Source organism: Citrobacter sp. MGH103 (assembly GCF_001034475.2).
In the GTDB taxonomy this organism is placed as follows: Bacteria; Pseudomonadota; Gammaproteobacteria; order Enterobacterales; family Enterobacteriaceae; genus Citrobacter; species Citrobacter freundii.
The window spans coordinates 3,771,441-3,793,390 of record NZ_CP073043.1 but is presented as its reverse complement, the minus strand read 5'-3'; the positions used below and the strand labels follow the sequence as shown (position 1 = coordinate 3,793,390).

Sequence of the window (21,950 nt, the reverse complement as noted above, 5' to 3'; positions counted from 1 at the left end):
GCCAGAAAGCGTAGCGCCCGTGTAGAATTATCTCTGCCGCGACTCAAGCCAGACCAGCGCCAGCGTGGAGAGTCCGCACATCAGCAGAATGCCGACAAACCAAAACAGATACCACATCGTACAATCCTCCTTAATAAAGTTCGTGGTTGTGGCGGCGGATCGTTTCTACATTGATGCGCCCGAGCATTTTGTAATAACTCCACACGGTATAAAGCAGAACGATCGGTAGAAAAATCAGCACAATAACCAGCATGATACTGAGTGTCATCTGGCTGGAGGTGCTGTCCCACACCGTCAGGCTGGAGAGCGGATACGCGCTTGAAGGCATCACAAACGGAAACAGGGTGATTCCAGCGGTGAAGATCACGCAGGCCTGGCCCAGTGAAGCAAACAAAAATCCCCATACGGCCCGACGCTGTCCGCAGGCATAGATCGCGAGCATCGGGAAAATCATGCCAAGCAGCGGAATAATTAACAGCAGTGGTGACTGATAAAAGTGCGCCATCCACGCGCCCGGCGAGGTAGTTACTGCTTTTAATAGCGGGTTGGAAGGACCATTAGGATCCTGGCTTAGCAACACATAGCCATCGATCCCCGTCCATAGCCAGTAACCGGCTAACAGAAAGCAGAGCACGACCAGCATCGCGCTGCGGCGGGTAGCAGACAGCGCACGTTGGTGAAGAATGCCGTCGGTCTTCAACTGGAGCCACACGCCTCCTTGCAGAATAACCAGCATCAGGCTTAATGCGCCGCACAGCAGGGCAAAGGGTGAGAGTAACTGCCAGAAGGTGCCCAGGTATTGCACATGAAGCTGTGGTGTGAAGATAAAAGGCACGCCCAAAAACAAGTTACCGAATGCAACGCCGAAGATAACTGGAGGGACCAGACTGCCAATCACCAACCCGGTATCCCACATGGCGCGCCAGCGTGCATTGGCTATTTTTCCACGATAATCAAATGCCAACGGGCGAAAGAAAAGGGCGCACAACACCAGAATCATCGCCACATAAAAACCTGAAAATGCCGCGGCATAGACCCGCGGCCAGGCCGCGAATAATGCACCGCCCGCCAGAATGAGCCACACCTGGTTACCTTCCCAGTGCGCTCCGACGCTATTGATTAGTACCCGACGCTCATCATCGTTACGCGCGATCAGCGGCAACAGGCAGCCAACCCCCATATCAAACCCGTCGGTGACCATAAATGCCACCAGGATGATGCCAATCAGCAGCCACCAGATGAGCCGCAACGTTTCATAATCCAACATGATTATCTCCTTTATCCCTGTTGTTGCGCTGGTTGTTGGTTATGCATTGCATCCGGGCCAAGGCGCGCGTATTTCTGCATCAGGTAGACTTCGGCAATTAAAAACAAGGTGTAAAGCGTGAGAATTAGCCCCATGGAGAAGGCCAGTTGGCCTGCGCTTAACGCGGAGTGGGCGTACCAGGTCGGCAAAATATCCTGAATCGCCCACGGCTGGCGGCCAAACTCCGTCATAAACCAGCCGGCTTCAATGGCAATCCACGGTAGCGGCAGGCTCCACAGCGTCATGTGCAGTACCCAGCGATGCTGGTCGATACGCCAGCGTAAGGTCTGTATCAGGGCAATCGCCATCACCAGCAGCAGAAGTGAACCGCATGCAATCATGATGCGAAAACTCCAGAATACCGGTGCTACTTGCGGGATCGCACCGCGTTGCGCGGCCTGATATTGCTCCGGAGTGACATGGTTCATATCAGGCGCGTAGTTCGCCAGCAGGATGCCGTAACCCAGATCTTTCTCCACAGCGTGAAAAGCGTTCAGTACCTGAGGCGTGCGGTTACCTTTGGCGATTTCCTGCATCAGCAGCCACGCTTCCCGACCTCGTTGCAGGCGGGGGAGAGCATCCTCCATCAGATTTTTCAGCCCCGGAACCGGCGTGTCTAAAGAGTGCGTGGCCAGGATGCCCAGCAGAGCCGGTATCTTCACAGCAAAGGCGTTACGTTCTTGCTCCTGCTGCGGCCAGGCGATGACATGAAAGGGCGCGGGTGCCGGTTCGGTTTGCCATTCGCCTTCCATTGCCGCCAGTTTTACCGGCTGGCGTTGGGCAACCTCATAGGCTGAGCTGTCACCCAGTTGTAGAGTGCCGAGGATAGCCAGCGTGCCAAAAACGGAACCCACCGCGAAGGAACGCCGGGCGAACTCGCGATTGCGACCGCGCAGCAAATACCAGGCGCTGATGGACATAACAAACATGGCGCCGGTGACATAACCGGACATCACGGTATGCACAAATTTCACCTGGCTGATGGGGTTAAAGACCAGCTCGCTAAAGCTGCTCATCTCCATACGTAGGGTATCAATATTAAAGTGAGCGCCGGTTGGATATTGCATCCAGCCGTTGGCGTTGAGGATCCACAGGGCCGAGATATTGGAACCAAACGCGACCAGCCAGGTGACCATCAGGTGTTGGTATTTGGTTAAGCGTTGCCAGCCGAAGAAGAACAGACCAACGAACGTGGATTCGAGGAAGAAGGCCAGCAGGGCTTCCATTGCCAGAGGCGCGCCAAAAATATCTCCCACATAGTTAGAATAGAGCGACCAGTTAGTACCGAACTGAAACTCCATGGTCAGGCCGGTTGCCACGCCGAGCGCAAAGTTAATCCCGAATAACTTGCCCCAGAAACGCGTCATGTCGCGGTAGACTGTTTTGCCGGTCACCACATAAATGGTTTCCATGATGGCCAGCATAAAAATTAGCCCCAGCGTCAGGGGAACAAACAGAAAATGGTACAGCGCGGTCAGCGCAAACTGCCAACGCGATAAGTCAATGACGTCCCACATGCGAACTCCATCAGGCATTAGAGAGTGAATAGATAAGGTAGAAAACGCCAGACCCGCAGCATAAAAGCATGCGGGCCGGGAGAGAGGGTCAGACCGGTGGACCAGATGTCAGCCAGCCGCAGACTTCATCCAGACGCTGGAGCGAGTCGCGAAGATCTTCCGGCGCAGCCTGCACCAGTTCCGGTAATGGACAGATCTCATAACTTTCGAGCAGAAGCCCTTTCAGGGTATCCAGACAGCGCACATGCCAGACATGGCGCAGCGCCGTGGCGTCGATTTGGCTCTCGCCGTAGCCGATAGTGCGGATCTGGATGTGTCCTTCGCCACATAACCGAGCAAGAAACAGGCGATCCGCATCGCTAATTGGCAGTTGTGTGAGGTTAATGCTATGGGGTTGCAAGGCCGGATCGCGCACGTGCGCCAGCAGTTCCTGAGCCAGTGTCAGGCCATTCATTAGCCCGTCCACCGGCGGGGGCAACAGGCTGTCGTCCGGCAGTGTATTGAACGTTGCCGCCAGCCACAGTGCCCGCGGCGCGCTGCCTGCTTCCAGATGCTCCTCCCACTGCCCGTTGTCATTCTGACAACGCACCCGCCAGATACCGCAGAAAATCGACTCCTGGATCTCGCATGCTCTGCCGTCAGCATGCTGGATGCGCACTGAAACTTCGCCTTCGCCGAGCAGCGTATTCAAAAACGTGAGATCGTCTGCGTTGAGCGCGGATAAATCCCATCCCAGCACGTCCTGTTTGGCGGGAATGCGCCTCCTGAGCTGCTGGCGCACATCGGCTAACAATGCCATCACCGCCGGACTGTGCGGGCAGTTTTCCAGTGATGCCATGCTGGGGTCGCTGTTGACCTGGCAGGTGAGGGGTAAGGGATTCATGCTGAAGCTGTCATCGTCCGGCTGCGTTCCCGGCCCCAGCAGATGAAAAAAAGTGTCGCTCATCGTTCAGACTCCGGCGGCGTGCGTGGTTCAACTAAGGGGCGCATCAGGTTGAGCAGATCGGCCCACGGGTGGATGCCGCTGAGAATGCCGCTCAGTTCGCCGTGGATAAACACCAGTGTGGCCGGGAAGCGGAATACGCCAAAACGATCGCCAATCGCCTCGCTATGCTCGAGATCCGCCATGGCGATGTGCCAGTCAAACTGGGGAAACTCGCGGAGCAACTCGGCAATCATCACCGGATTATCGCTGACTTCCGGTGTACGGCGGGGATCGCTACTGAGTAACACCACACCGTCGCGAACGTGGGTTATCCAGTCATCCAGTTCGGGCGCGGTTAGCGGCTGCCAGCCTCGTGCCAGCATACGTTGCCATAGAGCAGGAAAAGGGTTGTCATTCAACATGTTGCTTATCTCTCCAGCGTTACGCGATACTGGCGAATATGCACGCCTTCATAGTTTTCCATCGACAGGCATTCATAGTTCAGGCAACGCGTTTCATCGTTGGTCTGTGGCACAATCCCCCACGCAGCCAGTTGCGTAAGTGCAGCCTGCTCCGCCGCCGGAAGCTGAGCACGCGCGATGTCGGTCAAGCTGCCGCCATAGTCGTCCAGCTGTACCGGTTGAAGTCCTACAAGGGCGATGTGCGAGGGCAGATGGCCGCGAATGTCCGCCAGCGCCAGCACTTCGGAGAAGCTGTTCTGATGCAGACTCATTTTTTTGGCGCTGAGGTAACTGGGGACTTTTTCACCGGCGTAGGTTTGCAGGGTCCCCGGCGCGAGACCGTAGTCGATGGCGTCCAGCAACAGCAGATGACTGGCCTGCTCAACGTAGCCCAGCAGATTCAGCCCCTGCGTGCCGCCGTCGACGATCTCAACGTATTCCGGCCAGTGATAATGGGCGTACAGGCGTTCGGCGACGCGAATGCCAAAGCCTTCGTCTGCCCACAGCAGGTTGCCTAGACCCATCACGATGACGTGTGGTTCGCTCATGACGCCTCCTTGTCGTGCTGACCTTTGGGAAATTTGTGGCTACGGTAGCCATTGACCATGGTGGAGATGACGGTATCGTCAGACATGATGTCCTCACGAATCGCCATATACACATGGCCTACGATGAAGGCGGCGATGAACCACATCCCCAACCGATGCCAGCTGTGGATATCGAGAGAGTTCCCACCGGTCCAGTAGAAAAACTCCGTCACATAGCGGAAAGGGGTAAAAATGGCGTACTGGCTATGTTCGCTGTATAAGGCAAAACCGGTGAGGATCATAAAAACGGAGAGCAGGAAATAACCGCACATTGCCGCCTGCGCGATGGGGTTATGACCGATATCATCTCCCGGTTTTTTTTCCAGAAACAGATACCAGCGCACGACCGAAAACGCGCCTCGCCACCAGCTGCGCCGCCAGACCGGCACGATAAAAAGTTCTCGTGAATAGCGGTTACCGACGAAGGCCCAGTAAATGCGCATCAGCAGGATCACCGTGAACACCATGGCGGCGGAGAAATGCACCAACCGGATGTCGCCCATATAGAACAGATAAGTGGCCTCACCGCTGACCGACGGCAGCGGTCGGCCAATGAAGTATCCGGTCACCATCAACACCAACATGCAGCCGACCGTCAGCCAGTGCCACAAGCGCACAGGCGCTTCAAACACATAGTGGCTGATAGCGGTATCACGCGCCTCCCCGACGCGTGGGGATGTTTTTCCAGTCATCGTTCCGTTCCTTAACGCTTAGCGAACCTGGACGGCGATAAGTTCGCTGCCGTCGTCGCCGAGTACGTGGGTTGAACATGCCAGGCAGGGATCGAAGCTGTGCAAGGTGCGCAGGATCTCCAGCGGTTGATCCGGTATCGCCATTTGGGTGCCCATCAGCGCCGCCTCGTAAGCGCCAATTTGTCCCTTCGGATCGCGCGGGCTGGCATTCCAGGTGGTCGGCACCACACACTGATAGAGATCGATTTTCCCGTCGCGAATCGATGCCCAGTGACCTAACGCGCCGCGCGGTGCTTCGGTAAAACCGATCCCGCGGCACTGCTGTGGCCAGCTTTCAGGCTCCCATTTTTCGGTGTTTGCGGTCGCCAGATTACCGTTTTTCAGGTTGGTCATTAGCTTGTCGAAGAAATATTGCAGTTTGCTCACGGCCCACTGGGCTTCGTGCGCGCGGCACAGAATACGCCCCAGCGTCGACTGCATACCCGAAAGCGGCAGCTTGAGGGCAGACATCATGCGATCGACGGATTCAATCGTGGCGGCATCCCCTTTGTGATAGGCAATCAGCGTGCGCGCTAGTGGTCCAACTTCCATGGCGTGTCCGCGCCAGCGCGGGGCTTTAATCCACGAATAGCGTTCCTGTTCGTTGAGCTGTTTGATATCAATATCGCTGCCTTTGACATCGCCCGGGTTATACCAGGGTTCAGTAATCCCTTCGAACGGGTGACGACCTAATTGATCGTCCGGATAACGGTACCAGGCATGATCGACAAACTCCTGAATTTGTTGCTGATCGGCCAGATCCACTGGCAGCACGTTTTTAAAATCACCGTTAATCACCGCGCCGCCTGGCATCAACAGGCTCTTCGCGCTGAAGTCATTGGCGATATCCGGGAATGCGCCGTAGCTCAAGACGCACTTATCAGAAAGCCCGGTGCCAATCTGGCTCCAGGACTTATTGAACTGACCGATAGCCAGCGCGTCAGGCACCATGACGTTGTTGATGAAATCAGCGGTGCGGGTGATGATCGACTGCACCAGGTTCAGGCGTTCCATATCGACTGCGCCAACCGCGCCGCGCTGATCGATATTAATCGCGCACGGCATACCGCCGACAATCCAGTTAGGATGCGGGTTCTTACCGCCAAACACCGTATGGATTTTGATGATCTCGCGCTGAAAATCGAGAGCTTCCAGATAATGGGCAAAGCCCATCAGGTTAGCCTCAGGTGACAGTTTGTACTGCGGATGACCCCAATAACCGTTGCGGAAAATCCCCAGTTGACCGCCGTCGACAAATTTCTTCAGGCGATTTTGGACGTCAAAAAAGTAGCCAGGGGAGGACTTCGGCCAGGCAGAAAGGCTTTGCGCCAGCTGCGATGTGGCGCGCGGATCTGCTTTCAGGGCATTCAGCACGTCAATCCAATCCATTCCGGCTAACTGGTAAAAGTGCACCAGATGGTCGTGGCACCACAGCGTCGCCAGCATGATATTGCGAATGATGTTGGCGTTGTCGGGCACCTTGATGCCAATGGCATCTTCAATGGCATACACCGATGCCAGGGCATGTACGCCGGTGCATACTCCGCAAATACGTTCGACAAAGGCCCAGGCATCGCGAGGGTCGCGCCCCTGCAGAATGATCTCCAGTCCGCGGAACATGGTGCCGCAGGAAACCGCGTTGGTGATGATATTCTGCTCATCAATGTTCACTTCACAACGCATATGGCCTTCAATGCGGGTTATGGGGTCCACAACCAGGCGGCGACCCGCATTGTTTAACGTATATCCCTGGGTTTGATACGAGTTGCTCATGCTTGGTTATCCTCTTTGTCCGGCTGCGGTTGTTCGGCTTTAGTTAACTGCTGTTTGTGGCGGTTATGTTGATTGACGGCGCTGGCGACTGCGTGGACGCCGACACCAGCCGCCACTACGCCAAGCGCGGTGAGGCCCACGGTGTCAGCGGTAGAATGCGTTCCCATCTGTGGAATATCGACCACGCGGCTGTAGAACGAACCGCGATCCCAGAAGCCGTTCTCCGAACATCCCAGACAACCGTGGCCGGACTGGATGGGGAAGGAAACTCCGCCATTCCAGCGGGTGGTGGAACAGGCGTTATAGGTGGTTGGCCCCTTGCAGCCCATTTTGTACAGGCAATAGCCTTTGCGGGCAGCGTCATCGTCCCAACTTTCAACGAACTCCCCGGCGTCAAAGTGGGCGCGGCGGTAGCATTTGTCATGAATACGCTGACCATAAAACATCAGCGGACGCCCCAGACGATCGAGTTCCGGCAGCCTTCCAAAGGTCACCATGTAGGTAATGATGGCGCTCATGACGTCTGGAATCGGCGGGCAACCGGGCACTTTCACGATAGGCTTATCGGTAATCACTTTATCGATCGGTGTTGCCTGAGTTGGGTTAGGCCGGGCAGCCTGCACGCAGCCCCAGGAGGCGCAGGTGCCCCAGGCGATAATCGCGCTGGCACCGGCGGCGGCTCTTTTAAGCTTTTCAATAAACGGTCGCCCGCCACTAATGCAGAACATCCCTTGTTCTCCCAGCGGAGGATTACCTTCGACGGCCAGAATGTATCGGCCGTGGTAGCGGCTTAGAATGTCTTCAAAGACCTCTTCGGCCTGTGTTCCGGCGGCGGCCATCAGAGTGTCGTCGTAATCAAGGGAAATCAGAGAGAGGATGACGTCTTTGGCGAGTGGGTGAGAGGAGCGGATAAATGATTCGGTACAGCAGGTGCATTCCAGACCGTGGATCCAGACGACCGGGATCCGGGGTTTGTTTTCCAGCGCCCAGGCGATTCTGGGCGTCATTCCGGCTCCCAACCCTAGCGATGTTGCCGCGAGGCTACAATATTTAAGAAAACTGCGCCTGCTCACGCCCTTGCGGCGCATCGCCTGATAAAAGGTCTCCTCGTTATTCGTATTCATAACACGCGTTTCTTCCCCCGTTGAGTTCTGGCGCACGCCGCCAGCGATAATCTAAAAAAGCCTATCCGATTAGCGGGGAGAAACAATGTAAAGTGTGTGGTTATGTCCTATTGCGATATTTTCGTGCCTGTTATCTGTTTTTCGCTTATTCGGCAATAAAAAAACGCACAGGGGGGACCGCCCTGTGCGTCGGGTTTATCGCGGAAGAACTTAAACCCCAAGGCGATCGCGTAAGCTGTAATAGGCCGCGCCCATGGCGGTAAACGGAATGCGCAGGCTGCGGCCTCCCGGGAACGGGTAATGCGGCAGTTTGGCGAAAGCGTCAAAACGCTCGGCATCCCCGCGCAGCAGTTCCGAAATCAGCCGTCCTGCCAGGTGGGTACAAGTCACGCCGTGGCCGCTGTAGCCCTGCATATAGTAAATGTTGGTATCAAGACGGCCGAACTGCGGCATGCGCGACAGCGTTAACAGGAAATTACCGGTCCAGCGGTAATCAATTTTTACCCCCTGCAATTGCGGGAAGGTCTTCAGCAGTTTCGGCATCACCAGACGCTCAATATCGTCCGGATCGCGAGCGCCGTAGACTACACCGCCGCCGTACAGCAGGCGGTTATCGCCGGTCAGACGGTAGTAATCCAGCAGGTAGTTACAATCTTCAACGCAGTAGTTTTTCGGGATCAGCGAGCGCGCCATCTCCGCCGACAGCGGTTCGGTGGTTAACACCTGCGTGCCACACGGCATGCTGCTTTTTGCCAGCGCAGGTTCCAGTTTGTCGCCGAGGTAGGCGTTGCCCGCGACAATCACAAAACGTGCCGTAACCTGACCTTTTTCGGTGCTGACCACTGCCGGGCTGGTGTGCTGAATACGGGTGACTGGCGACTGTTCGAACACGCGCCCGCCGTTCAGACGAATGGCGTTAGCCTCGCCAATCGCCAGGTTTAGCGGATGAATATGACCACCGCTGTGGTCGAGTAGCGCGCCGACATAACGATCGCTGCTGACTTCTCGGCGAATTTCGCTGCTATCCAACAGTTCAAGCTGCGTATTGCCGTAGCGTTCCCAGTTCGATTTCTGCTCCTCCAGAGTTTCCATCTGTTTGTGGTTCAGGGCCACAAACAGCCCGCCAGGACGATAGTCGCAGTCGATCTGATAACGTTTGATACGTTCGCGAATGATATTGCCGCCTTCAAACATCATACTGCCAAGCATTTTAGCGGCGTCCGGGCCGTAGGTGCGTTCAATGACGTCGATATCGCGACTGTAGGAGTTCACCAACTGACCACCGTTGCGCCCGCTGGCTCCGAAGCCAATTCGTGCGGATTCCAGTAGCACCACGTCGTAACCCATCTCTGATAAATGCAGGGCGGAGGAGAGTCCGGTATAACCACCGCCCACGACGCAAACATCACAGCTTACCGATTCGCTAAGGGTCGGGAACGGTTCGTATTGATTGGCGCTTGCGGCGTAATAACTGCTGGTATGTTCAGTCATGATTAAGACTCCAGGGAGATCCAGATGGTTTTTAATTCGCTAAATTTTTCCAGCGCATGCAGGGATTTATCGCGTCCGTTACCACTTTGCTTATAGCCGCCGAATGGCACGGTCATATCACCGTCGTTGTAGTTATTCACGAAGACCGAACCGGCCTTCAGGCGGCGACTCATGCGGTGCGCGCGCGACAAATCGCGGGTCCAGACCGCGGCGCCCAGACCGTAGTCGCTGTCGTTGGCCAGCGCCAGAGCTTCGGCTTCACTGCTAAAACGGGTGATGACCAGTACCGGCCCGAAAATCTCATCGCGGCTGACGTGGGCTTGCGGCGCGGTGTCGACAAAAATAGTCGGGCCGATGGCCGCCGGGTGTACGTGGCTGCGGCCATCCAGCGCCAGCGTGCCTTGCGCTTCACCGTCGCGAATAAAACTGTGTACGGTGTCGGCATGCGTGTTGTCGATAAGCGTGCCCATCGTGGTTTCCGGATCCAGCGGGTTGCCCGGCTGCCAGTTTTTCGCCTGCTCTTTTAAAAGCGCGATAAACTCGTCGGCAATACTTTCTTCCAGCAGCAGACGCGTACCGGCGATACAAACCTGGCCCTGGTTATAGAAAATACCTGCCGCTGCATTAGCGGCGGCTTTCGGCAGATCCGGGCAGTCGGCAAATACGATGTTGGCACTTTTACCGCCGGCCTCCAGCCAGACGCGTTTCATGTTGCTGTCGCCAGCATCTTTGAGCAGTTGCTTGCCGGTGCGGGTCGAACCGGTAAAGGTGATCACATCAACATCCGGATGCAGCGACAGTGCCTGGCCCGCCTCGTGACCGTACCCGCTCACAACGCTGAGCACGCCATCGGGCAAACCTGCTTTTTTAGCCAGTGCGGCCAGGCGAATCGCGGTCAGCGGTGATTTTTCGGAAGGCTTGAGGATCACGCTGTTACCCGCAGCCAGAGCCGGGCCGAGTTTCCAGCAGGCCAGCAGCAGGGGAAAATTCCACGGCACGATGGCCGCAATCACGCCCACCGGTTCGCGGACAATCAGCGCTAAATCGTTCACCGAGGTAGTGGCAACTTCACCATAGACTTTATCTATCGCCTCGGCGTACCAACGGATGGCGCGTGCCGCGCCGGGAATATCATCACGCAGGCTATGGCGAATCGGTTTACCGGTGTCGAGCGTTTCCAGTAGCGCCAGCTCCTCGTGATGCTGCTCCATTAAATCGGCGAGTTTGTGCAGCACCGCTTTGCGCTCTGCGGGTGATGCCTGCGACCAGTCCCCGCGTTCAAACACGGTGCGGGCTGCGGTGACCGCGCGGTCAACATCCGCTTTTTTGCCGCGGGCGACTTTGGCGAGCGGGCGTTGTCCTGCCGGATCCTGGGTAATAAAGGTTTCGTTATCGGCGGCGGCACAATATTCGCCGTTAATAAATAAACGGGTTTCCGGTGAATAATGGCTGGCTTTCTCACGCCAATATTTAAGATTCTGAAAGTTCATAGCTACTCCTTTTATATCAATAAGATAAAGTTCGTTGCTGATCTTTTTCAGGCAAAATCAGGCTGCACGATACCCCAGGGATGTACCCTGTTAATGCGCGTTATTTAAGAAGGCCTGAGAAACTCAGGCCGCTACTTATTAGAACGTGGTGGGAGTGTGGGCACTGATGATGCGGCAGATCCCCGCCGAAGTGTTGCTGAAGCTGTGTGGTATGCCGGTGTTAATGGCATAGCTTTGCCCTGCAACAAGAGGATACGTTTGACCGTTGATGGTCAGTATCACTTCACCTTCCAGTATTGTGCCAATCTCTTCACCCTGATGTTTAATTCTCTCCCCGGTTGTCGTGCCTGGCTGATAGGTTTCAAACATCATTGCCAGCGTACGATTCGGATTTCCGTTGTGTACCAGCTTCATGGATACTCCCTGACTCCCGATCTCAATCAAATCATCCTGATTGATAATCACCTGCGGTTCGTCAGGCTTTTCCGGTTCCGCGAAGAACTCGGAGAGCGACAGCCCATATACTTTCAATAGCTTTTGCAGCGTACTGATGGCAGGACTGACTTTATCCTGCTCTATGGTGCTGATGGCGCTATGCGTTAACCCAGACAGTTCGGCGGCACGACGCTGCGAAAGACCCAATTGCTGGCGGATCTCTGACAAACGTTTACCCGGCGCCAGGCCGTCATCGCTCATAATTGCATTTCCTTAACTGTAGTGGTCAGAGTCGCTGTTTTTCAGCGAGGTGGTTCTGACAAGCGGTGATAAAACCTTCAAGTAACAAACGCGACAGGGCGTATTCGCTACTGTTCCATTCCGGGTGCCACTGCACGCCGAGCGCGAAAGGATGGTCATGGACGCTGGCCGCTTCCACTAATCCATCCTGCGAGCGTGCTTCCACGCGCAGCTGCGGGCCAAGGGTTTTTGCGCCCTGACCATGCAAGGAGTTAACCCAAAACGTGCTGCAACCTGGTATTAACTGAGATAGCAATCCTCCCTGTTGAACCTGGACTTCATGAGATGGCGCATATTGCTGCTCCACCGGGAGTTCCGCATCTTCACGATGTTCCAGGAACTGTGAGTGATCGCACAGGCGACGATACAGAGTCCCGCCAGTGGCGACAACTAATTCCTGTAAGCCCCGGCAGATGGCGAAAATGGGAATGCGCCTTTCGAGCCCGGCGGTAATTAGCGCCATGCTCAGAAGATCACGCCCGGGATCGGCGTCAGACTCATCGCCATTTTCACCATAGAGGTGCGGCTGCACATTGCTTGGGCTTCCTGGCAGGAAGATACCATCCAGTTTCGGTAACAGCGCGTTCAGCAATTCGGGTTCCGCGAGCGCATGGGGCAGCGCTATCGGTAATCCACCGGCATTTAATACCGCATTCAGGTACTTTTCTTGCAGAGTCTGGGTCTCATGACCCTTAAGCCTGTTCCTACACATCACTACACCAATAACTGGCTTGTCAAATATATTGCCCATGATCGACCTCACGTTTTGGAATAAATTATTGCCAAACGGTTCCTTGTTGTGCAATTCCGTTCATTATTTTCTCAATCTAGCAGCGGAATAACCTCCTAGCAAACTTAATTTAACATTTGACAAACAATTTGTTTGCATCCAGAGTCGAATGGTGGACATTATATTTAACAGTCTAATCACAGAGCAGCTTACCAGGCCAACGGCGGTGAATCATGGAAACCAATATCGTAGAAGTTGAGAATTTTGTTCAGCATTCTGAAGAGAGACGAAGTAGCGCGTTTGCGCGCGAAGTTAAGCAGTATCTGGAACGCTATCCTAATACGCAGTATGTGGATGTGCTGTTAACCGACCTTAATGGTTGTTTTCGCGGTAAGCGCCTTCCGGTTGCTGGATTGCATAAGTTAGAGAAAGGCTGCTATTTCCCGGCATCTGTTTTCGCGATGGATATTCTTGGCAATGTGGTCGAAGAGGCGGGATTAGGCCAGGAGCTTGGCGAACCGGATCGGACTTGTGTACCGGTGGCAGGCACGTTAACCCCTTCGGCCGCCGATCCTGAATTTATTGCACAGATGATGCTGACGATGCTGGATGAAGATGGCGCTCCCTTTGACGTTGAGCCGCGGAACGTACTGAACCGACTCTGGCAGAAACTTCGCCAGCGCGGTCTGTTCCCCGTCGTAGCGGTAGAGCTGGAGTTCTATTTACTCGATCGTAAGCGCGATCCCGAAGGTTATCTGCAGCCGCCGTGCGCGCCGGGTACGGACGATCGCAATACCCAAAGTCAGGTTTACTCGGTTGATAACCTGAACCATTTTGCTGATGTGTTAAACGATATCGATGAACTGGCCCGTTTACAGCTGATCCCGGCTGACGGCGCAGTGGCTGAAGCCTCCCCTGGGCAGTTTGAAATCAACCTCTACCATACCGATAACGTGCTCGACGCCTGCGATGACGCGCTGGCGTTGAAACGTCTGGTACGGCTGGTGGCGGAGAAACATAAGATGCATGCCACGTTTATGGCAAAGCCTTATGAGGAGCATGCCGGTAGCGGGATGCATATCCACATCAGCGTCATGAATAACAAAGGCGAGAACGTGCTGGCCGATGCGAATGGCGATGATTCCATGTTACTTAAGCGTGCACTTGCCGGGATGATTGATCTGATGCCCGCGTCAATGGCGCTGCTGGCGCCGAATGTGAACTCCTATCGCCGCTTCCAGCCGGGTATGTATGTGCCGACTCAGGCTTCCTGGGGGCATAACAACCGTACGGTGGCGCTGCGTATTCCCTGCGGCGATCGTGATAACCATCGGGTTGAATATCGCGTGGCAGGGGCGGATGCCAACCCGTATCTGGTGATGTCGACCATCCTGGCGGGGATCCTTCACGGTCTGGATAACGATCTGCCGCTGCAGGAAGAAGTGGAAGGCAACGGACTGGAGCAGGAAGGGCTACCGTTTCCTATCCGCCAGAGCGATGCGCTGTGGGAGTTTATGCAAAACGACAGTCTGCGTGAATTATTGGGTGAGCGTTTTAGCCACGTGTATCACGCCTGTAAAAACGATGAATTAATCCAGTTTGAACGTCTTATCACCGACACTGAAATTGAGTGGATGTTGAAAAACGCCTGACAGTCGTACAGGTCATTTAAAAAGAAGTCGCATCATGCGGGCTGAGCGGAGCCAGCCCGTCAAAATTGCAGGAATACCTGCCATTTCCCGGATGTCGCGTAATGGAGCGCGGGCGACAACGGGTCTTCAGATAACCGACAGAGTTTGTGACGAGGAAATGTGATGATGCCAATGTTTAAAAACCAGCCCCGCGTGAGCATCCATGGCTCCCGCAGTAAGTACGGACCGCATCTGTGCCGTGCAACATTGACGCCTTTCTTATGGTTTTCTACCCCGATACGACCCAGGTCTGCTGTTCCCACATTTCGAACGCAGATCTGGGCTCGTCGCGGGGAGGAAAGCTATGTCGACTAATTCTTCTGTGGATCTTGCAGCCCAGCCGGGCAAAGCACAGCTGCGTAAATCTCTCAAGCTGTGGCAGGTAGTGGTGATGGGGCTGGCCTATCTCACGCCGATGACAGTGTTTGACACCTTTGGCATTGTTTCGGGTATCAGCAATGGCCATGTTCCAGCCTCCTATCTGCTGGCCCTGGCGGGCGTACTGTTTACCGCCATCAGTTACGGAAAGCTGGTGCGCCAGTTTCCGCAGGCCGGTTCGGCCTATACCTATGCGCAAAAAGCGATTAATCCGCATGTGGGGTTTATGGTCGGCTGGTCTTCACTGCTTGACTACCTTTTCCTGCCGATGATTAACGTACTATTGGCGAAAATTTACCTTTCCGCGCTATTCCCGGGGGTTGCGCCATGGATTTGGGTGGTGCTGTTTGTGGCGATCCTTACCGCGGCCAATTTGAAAAGCGTTAACCTGGTGGCGAACTTCAATGCCCTGTTTGTCCTGGTGCAGGTGGCGATCATCGTGGTGTTTATTTTCCTCGTGGTGCAGGGGCTGCACAAAGGCGAAGGGGTCGGGACCGTCTGGTCGTTGCAACCGTTTATTAGTCAGAATGCGCATTTGATTCCGATTATCACCGGGGCGACCATTGTCTGCTTCTCGTTTCTCGGCTTTGACGCGGTAACGACTCTCTCTGAAGAGACGCCAGATGCTGCGCGCACCATTCCAAAAGCCATTTTTCTTACCGCGCTGTACGGTGGACTGATCTTCATTGCCGCCTCGTTCTTTATGCAACTGTTCTTCCCGGACATTAGCCGATTCAAAGACCCGGATGCGGCGCTGCCGGAGATTGCGCTGTACGTCGGCGGCAAGTTGTTCCAGTCTATTTTTCTGTGCACCACCTTTGTGAATACGCTGGCGTCAGGTCTGGCGTCGCATGCCAGCGTTTCGCGCCTGCTGTACGTGATGGGACGCGATAATGTCTTCCCGGAGAAATACTTTGGTTATGTCCATCCAAAATGGCGTACTCCCGCGTTGAACGTCATCATGGTCGGGATTGTGGCGCTGTCGGCCCTGTTTTTTGATCTGGTGACCGCTACGGCGCTGATTAACTTTGGCGCGCTGGTGGCCTTTACCTTCGTTAATCTGTCCGTGTTTAACCACTTCTGGCGTCGTGAAGGACGTAAGCATACCTGGCAGGAAAAGTTGCACTATCTGGTATTGCCAATGGTCGGTGCCGCCACGGTAGCCGTACTGTGGGTGAATCTGGAAGTGACATCGCTGACGCTGGGACTGGTATGGGCCGGCGTCGGGCTGGTGTATCTCGCGTACCTGACCGGACGCTTTCGTAAACCGCCGCCGCAGTTTGACGCCGCGAAATCTGAGCGCGCCTGGGAGTGATGGATATGGAATCTGCTGAGATCTGGTAATGACGATTAATATTTAGCAGGGGGCCAGATTTACACCATCGGATGTGAAAGTCGGCCGTAGCTTTCGGTTAGTCAAATGAAAAACGGTATGCCACGGTGGAGAGTCGTGGCATACCTGCTTAGCGGTGTTGTTTACTGAACCGCAAGTCGATTTTTTTCCCTGATGAGATTGATCATTTCCATTTGCTCGTGGTTTGCCCTTACTAACAAACCGTCCAGAACGGCATCGTTATATTGTTCGCTTGAATAGGTTAATTCAAATAACCCCATCTTAATGATAATATCGCGAACCGCTTCATTTGGATCGTTAGCAAGTCTCAGTCGGATTTTCTGGCTGCTTCGTGGAGCAAGGAACCCACTAAACAGGCACCGAGCCAAATCGCTTCGAATCGTGACATCAGGGTCATTTGCCAGTTGCTCTTGCACCAGAAGAGAGAGCGGATTCATACGATCTGATTCTTCAATCAACTTTCTTTTAACGCTGTTATCTATATCCTTTGCCAACAATATCTGGACCTCTGGCGTTAACCTTTTATTTTTCGCCAATGCGAGCCTTATTCTGAAATCGTTATCTTTTATCAACCGATGCTGCACTTCTTCACTCAGTGGCGAATTGAAAAGTCCTTCCGAACCTTTAGCCAATGCTTCCCTAAGGAAGGTGCGAACAAGTTCCTGATATGAGATCATCATATTCATCCGGAGCGCATCCCAGAGGGACATCATGAGCCATCAACTCACCTTCGCCGATAGTGAATTCAGCACTAAGCGCCGTCAGACCCGAAAAGAGATTTTCCTCTCCCGCATGGAGCAGATTCTGCCATGGCAGAATATGACCGCTGTCATCGAGCCGTTTTATCCCAAGGCGGGCAATGGCCGACGGCCCTATCCGCTGGAGACCATGCTGCGTATTCACTGCATGCAGCATTGGTACAACCTGAGCGACGGTGCCATGGAAGATGCCCTGTACGAAATCGCCTCCATGCGCCTGTTTGCCCGATTATCCCTGGATAGCGCCCTGCCGGATCGCACCACCATCATGAATTTCCGCCACCTGCTCGAGCAGCATCAACTGGCACGTCAATTGTTCAAGACCATCAATCGCTGGCTGGCCGAAGCAGGCGTCATGATGACCCAAGGCACTTTGGTGGATGCCACCATCATTGAGGCCCCCAGCTCTACCAAGAACAAAGAGCAGCAACGCGATCCGGAGATGCATCAGACCAAGAAAGGCAATCAGTGGCACTTTGGCATGAAGGCCCACATTGGTGTCGATGCCAAGAGTGGCCTGACCCACAGCCTAGTCACCACCGCGGCCAACGAGCATGACCTCAATCAGCTGGGTAATCTGCTTCATGGAGAGGAGCAATTTGTCTCAGCCGATGCCGGCTACCAAGGAGCGCCACAGCGCGAGGAGCTGGCCGAGGTGGATGTGGACTGGCTGATCGCCGAGCGTCCCGGCAAGGTAAAAACCTTGAAGCAGCATCCGCGCAAGAACAAAACGGCCATCAACATCGAATACATGAAAGCCAGCATCCGTGCCAGGGTGGAGCACCCGTTTCGCATCATCAAGCGGCAGTTCGGCTTCGTGAAAGCCAGATACAAAGGGCTGCTGAAAAACGATAACCAACTGGCGATGTTATTCACCCTGGCCAACCTGTTTCGGGTGGACCAAATGATACGTCAGTGGGAGAGATCTCAGTAAAAACCGGAAATAACGCCAGAAATGGTGGAAAAAATAGCCTAAATAGGCTGATTCGATGTGTTTGCGGGAAAAAAATCGGCCCAGATCCGCGAAATTTTAATCAGCGAGTCAGCTTGGGAAGAAATGACCTGCTTATTCGCACCTTCCCTAACACAAATGGCATCATCTTCTACCAGTATGAGTTGTGCCGACGGATGCAGTTTAGGATAAGAGGCCATTTTCTGGCGAATTGACAGATCGCTATCTCTGGCAAGAAGGGTTTGTGTTAGAGGATTCAGTGTAAAGAGATAGTTTTCCTCCTCTGGTATCAGGTGGGCACGTACTCTTTGGTCTCTATCGTTTGCCAATTTCACCTGAACTGCTTTTCCTGGGCTTTGTGAGGCCGCAACTGCGCAGCGTACTTCGACAGATTTATCGTTCGCCAGTTGCCATTCGATCTCGCGATCTGTCCACCAATCACGTAACAGGGCGATGCGAACCTTGTCTTCATCATCAAGGAGCAGTTCGTGGAGAATCTTAGTATTCGTATTTTGGTTGGCCGCCAGTTTCTGACGCACATTGGCCTCTTTGTGCGTAACCAACTCTTCTTGCCCATCCCGACTCAATGTCGGGTTACTGGCCAACGCTTCGAGTATCTCTACGCTGCAGTTCTCCAGATTCAGGATTTTATTCTGTAGGGTTTCCGATAGAGCGGAATTACCGGCCAGCGCTAGCGCGATTTTTGACACACTCTTCGTTGATGGTAAACCTGAGTTTGCCCTCATGCTGGCTAAAATCGACTGTACGCTTTCCATCGCCGTGGCCAGACTGTTTACCGCCAATTCTGTTTGATAGATGCGTTCCATTAACGGTTCGCCGATTTGTGGGTTGCCCGCTAGATTCTCATGTATCGAAGCTGAGCCCGTGTCGTAAAGCTGGGTATAGTACTCTTCATTGAGATGCTGATTTAGTGCAAGCGCCAGTTGTACTTCCTCTTCATCCTTGATTAATTTACCAATGATGGGGGCGGTAAGGGCATTGTTCCTGGCCAGTTGAGCACGGATTTCGCTATCATGCATTTCAGCGAGCTGCGCCATGATTGGCCCCGTCAGGTTGCGATTACCTGCTAACGTGTAATGCACTTCCTGGTTACCGTTATCCAGCAATTGCTGTTGAGTTAATGCACTTATAGTGGAGTTACTTGCCAGCTCTTTTTGAACATCGTAGATATCATTGGCTAGTCGCTGTTGTACTTCACTCGGTAGATTTTCAGTGTAAGCTAACGATTTTCGAACCAGATGGTTTTGGTCCATCGCGAGATGATGTATAGCTTTCTCTGGCAGCGAATTGCGCCAGTGTACCAGGCGTGCGCGAACATCATCATCGCTATCATCCATTAAGGTACAGATCGTGTCGTCCGCAATGTTAGTATTGCCAGCTAATGCCTCACGTACTTCTGTGCAACTGTCTTTGGTCAGTTGTTCCTGAACCTCAGGGTGAAGAGCGTAATTGCTGGCAAGGGCAATACGAATTTTTTCTGACGGATGCTGGCTCAAATTGTTTTGCAACAGGGCGGTATCAAAGTGTTTGCTACCGGCGAGTTCTCTAAGAACTTCATCTGTGTCCTGGAGCAAAGAGTTTAATGCGGGATTGGACAGATTGGGGTGTTCGGCAAGCTTGCGACGAACCGAGACATGCGTATCCTGAGTCAGCCGTATCTGTGCGGTTGCAGCCAGGTTGGGGTTAGACGCTAATGACTCCCTAACTTCCGTACATTCATCTTTTGCTAACGCGAGTTGTACAGCTTCCGCGAGTAATCCTTCACGGCGGCGTTTAGCCAGTGTTTCACGCACGTCCTGATCGCTGTCCAGCGTCAGGATCTGTTGTACCGTTTCGCTAAGCCCATCAAGATCTGCTAGATCTTCACGCACGGTAAAATCGCGGTCCCTTGCCAGTATTTCCTGTACCTCAGGGTGAAGATTGCTATTGCGCGCCAGACGTCGGCGAATAGATACCCTGGAATCTTTCGCCAGTTGTAATTGCATTAATTTACTGAGATTTTTATTGGTAATAAGCATCTCGCAAACGTCTAATTCTGGATCACGCATTAAATGTTGAAGCAATGTACTATCTGTGCTGTTGCCAGCGAGCTGGAGTCGATGTTGAATAGTGAGCTGAAGCCGTTCGAATTGTGTTGCCATCAGATCATGCGGTGCATTTGCATGCATACAGGCCAGATGTAAAAGATCGATTTCAAACTCAGGCTGGTCATTAACAATGTTAATACGTTGGGTGAGTACCTGCTCAGGACAGTTCGGGTTACGATATACTGCTTTGCGTACGTTCAGGTCTGCATCTGCCGCCAGTTTTTCCAGTAAATCATCCGGACAATCTTCGCTATTAGCGACCTCTGCGCGGCGCAACGAGTTTGCACTATCCGCCATCTGAATCATCTGCGCTACGCTAAGACCATCGCTGGTGGAAGCTGGTTTGAGTTTGAGTTTCTCAAACAGCTCTTCGTATTGGGCAACCTGTTCACGCAGGGTCTCACGTAACGGAACTGTAAGCTGGATAGCTGCTTCCAGATCTTTCAACTCCAACTGGCGGTTTTCAAGGAATGCTATTTCTCGAGCTTCGTTGATAGCATTCTGAATATCTGCACCTGCATAATCACGGCACTGTGTTACCAGCTTATTGCGTTCATTCTGGGTCAGTTCAAGCGACTCACCTTTCAGATGGATGTCCAGAATAGCTGCTCGCTCTACGCCGTTGGGGAATCCGACGTAAAACACCTCATCGAATCGCCCTTTACGCAGCAACTCTGGAGGGAGCACGGTAATATTGTTAGCAGTGGCAATGACAAATACCGCACCGGTTTTTTCTTGCATCCAGGTAAGAAAATAGCCGAAAAGTCGTGAGGAAACCTCCGAACCACTGCCACTGTTCATGCCGACAAAGGCTTTTTCCAGTTCGTCGATCCACAAAATACAGGGGCTAATTGATTCTGCCATTGTTAGCGCCCGACGCATATTATGTTAACTTTCTCCGACGTACTTACCCAATAATGAGCCGATATCAAGACGTAGGAGTGGCAACTGGAATAAACCGGAGGCTGCTTTGGCCGCAAGAGACTTCCCACAACCGGGCATACCGGCGATAAGTACACCTTTAGGCGCCTGTACGCGTGAATCGCGAGCTTCACTCAGGCGGCGGAAAATCTGGGCGCGGCGAGTGAGCCAGGTTTTAAGGTTCTCAAGACCGCCGATGTCAGTTGCATTTTCGATTACGTGCAGCATCTCAAGCACGCCGCTTTTTGCGATAATCTGCTCTTTCCCATGCTGGATAAGAGCCAACGCCTCGTCATTAATTTGTTCATGCTGTTGACGAACTAGTGCTAATACTGATCGGATCTCTTCCTGGTTCAATCCGCAACACGCAGTATGCAGGCGCTGATGCATATTTTCCGGGACAAACAGATCAAGCATCTGGCAAAAACTGCTGAGCTGCTGGTTAATTTCCTCACCCTGGGGCAGTGACAGGGGGAGCAAGGTGATTTGCGACTCGATTTGTACTGGGATGTGCAAAGTTTCTGAAACAAGTACGACAACAGTTTTGCTCCGGTGGTGGCGCTGAATGCGGTTGAGCAATTGCTTTAACCGTGCAACGGCGAGTGGCTGGTTTTCCAGTGCACTGCGGGCATCTTTAATGATGAAGAGTTTTCCGTCCAAATCGTCATCGAGCAGCGAAGGTAAACTTTCTGCTAGTTCGGTGGCCTGACTCTGCGTGTTCCGAGGCTGTTTGTTACGGAAATCAACCCAGCCATATCCAAGATTCCACTCTTTGGGATACAGTGTCAGTTCTGTACTTATTTCTTGCAATAGCGTATCAACTCGGCTTTCTTCGCCGGAGTGGATGTAAAGCCCTGGATATCCAGCGAGGATATGGGATTTTATCTTGGTCTTAAGTTCGAGCAGATTCATCCGTAT

At 53.5% G+C, this 21,950-nt stretch carries 18 protein-coding genes and 1 pseudogene; 4 read left to right on the top strand and 15 right to left on the bottom strand.

Annotated elements, in window-relative coordinates; all coding sequences use genetic code 11:
• Positions 1 to 27: 27 nt before the first annotated feature.
• The 13 genes from cbdX to puuD all read right to left on the bottom strand — a co-directional run bounded on the left by cbdX (position 28) and on the right by puuD (position 12,891).
• Positions 28 to 117 carry a cytochrome bd-II oxidase subunit CbdX gene (gene cbdX / locus SK33_RS18300; RefSeq protein WP_003838732.1) on the bottom strand — a complete coding sequence of 30 codons (90 nt, stop codon included), beginning with the start codon at positions 115 to 117 and terminating at the stop codon, positions 28 to 30.
• 13 nt (positions 118 to 130) lie between these two features.
• Entirely contained in the window at positions 131 to 1,267 is a 1,137-nt protein-coding gene (appB, locus tag SK33_RS18295; RefSeq protein WP_003838730.1) for a cytochrome d ubiquinol oxidase subunit II, read from the bottom strand.
• An 11-nt stretch (positions 1,268 to 1,278) separates the two neighbouring features.
• Positions 1,279 to 2,823: a cytochrome bd-II oxidase subunit 1 gene (gene appC, locus SK33_RS18290; protein WP_008321019.1), complete on the bottom strand. Its 1,545-nt coding sequence runs from the start codon at positions 2,821 to 2,823 to the stop codon at positions 1,279 to 1,281.
• A gap of 88 nt (positions 2,824 to 2,911) precedes the next feature.
• Complete coding sequence (locus SK33_RS18285; RefSeq protein ID WP_048219580.1) at positions 2,912 to 3,769, bottom strand: hydrogenase expression/formation protein; 858 nt, start codon at positions 3,767 to 3,769, stop codon at positions 2,912 to 2,914.
• On the bottom strand, positions 3,766 to 4,170 hold the full coding sequence (gene hyaE, locus SK33_RS18280) for a hydrogenase-1 operon protein HyaE (protein WP_016149647.1): 405 nt from the start codon (positions 4,168 to 4,170) through the stop codon (positions 3,766 to 3,768). Before hyaE ends, SK33_RS18285 begins: the two co-directional genes overlap by 4 nt.
• Before the next feature lie 5 nt (positions 4,171 to 4,175).
• Positions 4,176 to 4,757, bottom strand: a complete 582-nt coding sequence (hyaD, locus tag SK33_RS18275; RefSeq protein WP_048219577.1) for a hydrogenase 1 maturation protease — start codon at positions 4,755 to 4,757, stop codon at positions 4,176 to 4,178.
• Positions 4,754 to 5,488, bottom strand: coding sequence for a Ni/Fe-hydrogenase b-type cytochrome subunit (gene hyaC, locus SK33_RS18270; protein WP_032948616.1), 735 nt, complete (start codon positions 5,486 to 5,488; stop codon positions 4,754 to 4,756). The genes hyaD and hyaC overlap by 4 nt, the downstream gene beginning before the upstream one ends.
• 18 nt (positions 5,489 to 5,506) lie before the next feature.
• A complete protein-coding gene (gene hyaB / locus SK33_RS18265; RefSeq protein ID WP_008321012.1) occupies positions 5,507 to 7,300 on the bottom strand; it encodes a Ni/Fe-hydrogenase large subunit in 1,794 nt (597 codons plus the stop codon).
• The gene (gene hyaA / locus SK33_RS18260) at positions 7,297 to 8,424 is read right to left on the bottom strand and encodes a hydrogenase 1 small subunit (RefSeq protein WP_071524462.1); all 1,128 of its coding nucleotides are present in this window, start codon (positions 8,422 to 8,424) and stop codon (positions 7,297 to 7,299) included. The genes hyaB and hyaA overlap by 4 nt, the downstream gene beginning before the upstream one ends.
• A gap of 210 nt (positions 8,425 to 8,634) precedes the next feature.
• Positions 8,635 to 9,915, bottom strand: a complete 1,281-nt coding sequence (locus SK33_RS18255; protein WP_046669776.1) for an NAD(P)/FAD-dependent oxidoreductase — start codon at positions 9,913 to 9,915, stop codon at positions 8,635 to 8,637.
• 2 nt (positions 9,916 to 9,917) lie between these two features.
• Positions 9,918 to 11,405: an aldehyde dehydrogenase PuuC gene (puuC, locus tag SK33_RS18250; RefSeq protein ID WP_003838712.1), complete on the bottom strand. Its 1,488-nt coding sequence runs from the start codon at positions 11,403 to 11,405 to the stop codon at positions 9,918 to 9,920.
• 138 nt (positions 11,406 to 11,543) lie between these two features.
• Entirely contained in the window at positions 11,544 to 12,101 is a 558-nt protein-coding gene (puuR, locus tag SK33_RS18245; protein ID WP_048219575.1) for an HTH-type transcriptional regulator PuuR, read from the bottom strand.
• 25 nt (positions 12,102 to 12,126) lie between these two features.
• A complete protein-coding gene (gene puuD, locus SK33_RS18240) occupies positions 12,127 to 12,891 on the bottom strand; it encodes a gamma-glutamyl-gamma-aminobutyrate hydrolase (protein WP_003838709.1) in 765 nt (254 codons plus the stop codon).
• A gap of 212 nt (positions 12,892 to 13,103) precedes the next feature.
• On the opposite strand from puuD, the gene SK33_RS18235 reads away from it, so the two are divergent.
• Positions 13,104 to 14,522, top strand: coding sequence for a glutamine synthetase family protein (locus SK33_RS18235; protein ID WP_032937032.1), 1,419 nt, complete (start codon positions 13,104 to 13,106; stop codon positions 14,520 to 14,522).
• A 343-nt stretch (positions 14,523 to 14,865) separates the two neighbouring features.
• The gene (locus tag SK33_RS18230; RefSeq protein ID WP_003838705.1) at positions 14,866 to 16,254 is read left to right on the top strand and encodes an APC family permease; all 1,389 of its coding nucleotides are present in this window, start codon (positions 14,866 to 14,868) and stop codon (positions 16,252 to 16,254) included.
• Positions 16,255 to 16,415: 161 nt separating this feature from the next.
• Here SK33_RS18230 and SK33_RS18225 read toward each other — a convergent pair whose 3' ends face one another.
• Positions 16,416 to 17,006, bottom strand: coding sequence for a hypothetical protein (locus SK33_RS18225; protein WP_048219573.1), 591 nt, complete (start codon positions 17,004 to 17,006; stop codon positions 16,416 to 16,418).
• Here SK33_RS18225 and SK33_RS18220 point away from each other — a divergent pair.
• Positions 17,005 to 17,985 (top strand): IS5-like element ISKpn26 family transposase, encoded by a 981-nt coding sequence (locus tag SK33_RS18220; protein WP_000019445.1) that lies wholly within the window; start codon positions 17,005 to 17,007, stop codon positions 17,983 to 17,985. The genes SK33_RS18225 and SK33_RS18220 overlap by 2 nt on opposite strands.
• Positions 17,967 to 18,218 carry a hypothetical protein gene (locus SK33_RS26685; protein WP_326928959.1) on the top strand — a complete coding sequence of 84 codons (252 nt, stop codon included), beginning with the start codon at positions 17,967 to 17,969 and terminating at the stop codon, positions 18,216 to 18,218. The genes SK33_RS18220 and SK33_RS26685 overlap by 19 nt, the downstream gene beginning before the upstream one ends.
• 2,583 nt (positions 18,219 to 20,801) lie before the next feature.
• On the opposite strand, the pseudogene SK33_RS26780 reads toward SK33_RS26685, so the two are convergent.
• Positions 20,802 to 21,944 (bottom strand): annotated as a pseudogene (locus SK33_RS26780) (AAA family ATPase); the annotation flags it as partial.
• Positions 21,945 to 21,950 lie beyond the last annotated feature (6 nt).

What these genes read in the sequence shown, in the direction of transcription:
- hyaE (WP_016149647.1), bottom strand. Translation starts at nt 4,170, where the DNA reads ATGTTGAATGACAACCCTTTTCCTGCTCTATGGCAACGTATGCTGGCA.
- SK33_RS18220 (WP_000019445.1), top strand. Translation starts at nt 17,005, where the DNA reads ATGAGCCATCAACTCACCTTCGCCGATAGTGAATTCAGCACTAAGCGC.
- puuR (WP_048219575.1), bottom strand. Translation starts at nt 12,101, where the DNA reads ATGAGCGATGACGGCCTGGCGCCGGGTAAACGTTTGTCAGAGATCCGC.
- hyaD (WP_048219577.1), bottom strand. Translation starts at nt 4,757, where the DNA reads ATGAGCGAACCACACGTCATCGTGATGGGTCTAGGCAACCTGCTGTGG.
- appC (WP_008321019.1), bottom strand. Translation starts at nt 2,823, where the DNA reads ATGTGGGACGTCATTGACTTATCGCGTTGGCAGTTTGCGCTGACCGCG.
- hyaC (WP_032948616.1), bottom strand. Translation starts at nt 5,488, where the DNA reads ATGACTGGAAAAACATCCCCACGCGTCGGGGAGGCGCGTGATACCGCT.
- puuC (WP_003838712.1), bottom strand. Translation starts at nt 11,405, where the DNA reads ATGAACTTTCAGAATCTTAAATATTGGCGTGAGAAAGCCAGCCATTAT.
- cbdX (WP_003838732.1), bottom strand. Translation starts at nt 117, where the DNA reads ATGTGGTATCTGTTTTGGTTTGTCGGCATTCTGCTGATGTGCGGACTC.
- puuD (WP_003838709.1), bottom strand. Translation starts at nt 12,891, where the DNA reads ATGGGCAATATATTTGACAAGCCAGTTATTGGTGTAGTGATGTGTAGG.
- SK33_RS18225 (WP_048219573.1), bottom strand. Translation starts at nt 17,006, where the DNA reads ATGATGTCCCTCTGGGATGCGCTCCGGATGAATATGATGATCTCATAT.
- SK33_RS18235 (WP_032937032.1), top strand. Translation starts at nt 13,104, where the DNA reads ATGGAAACCAATATCGTAGAAGTTGAGAATTTTGTTCAGCATTCTGAA.
- hyaA (WP_071524462.1), bottom strand. Translation starts at nt 8,424, where the DNA reads ATGAATACGAATAACGAGGAGACCTTTTATCAGGCGATGCGCCGCAAG.
- SK33_RS18285 (WP_048219580.1), bottom strand. Translation starts at nt 3,769, where the DNA reads ATGAGCGACACTTTTTTTCATCTGCTGGGGCCGGGAACGCAGCCGGAC.
- appB (WP_003838730.1), bottom strand. Translation starts at nt 1,267, where the DNA reads ATGTTGGATTATGAAACGTTGCGGCTCATCTGGTGGCTGCTGATTGGC.
- SK33_RS18230 (WP_003838705.1), top strand. Translation starts at nt 14,866, where the DNA reads ATGTCGACTAATTCTTCTGTGGATCTTGCAGCCCAGCCGGGCAAAGCA.
- SK33_RS18255 (WP_046669776.1), bottom strand. Translation starts at nt 9,915, where the DNA reads ATGACTGAACATACCAGCAGTTATTACGCCGCAAGCGCCAATCAATAC.
- hyaB (WP_008321012.1), bottom strand. Translation starts at nt 7,300, where the DNA reads ATGAGCAACTCGTATCAAACCCAGGGATATACGTTAAACAATGCGGGT.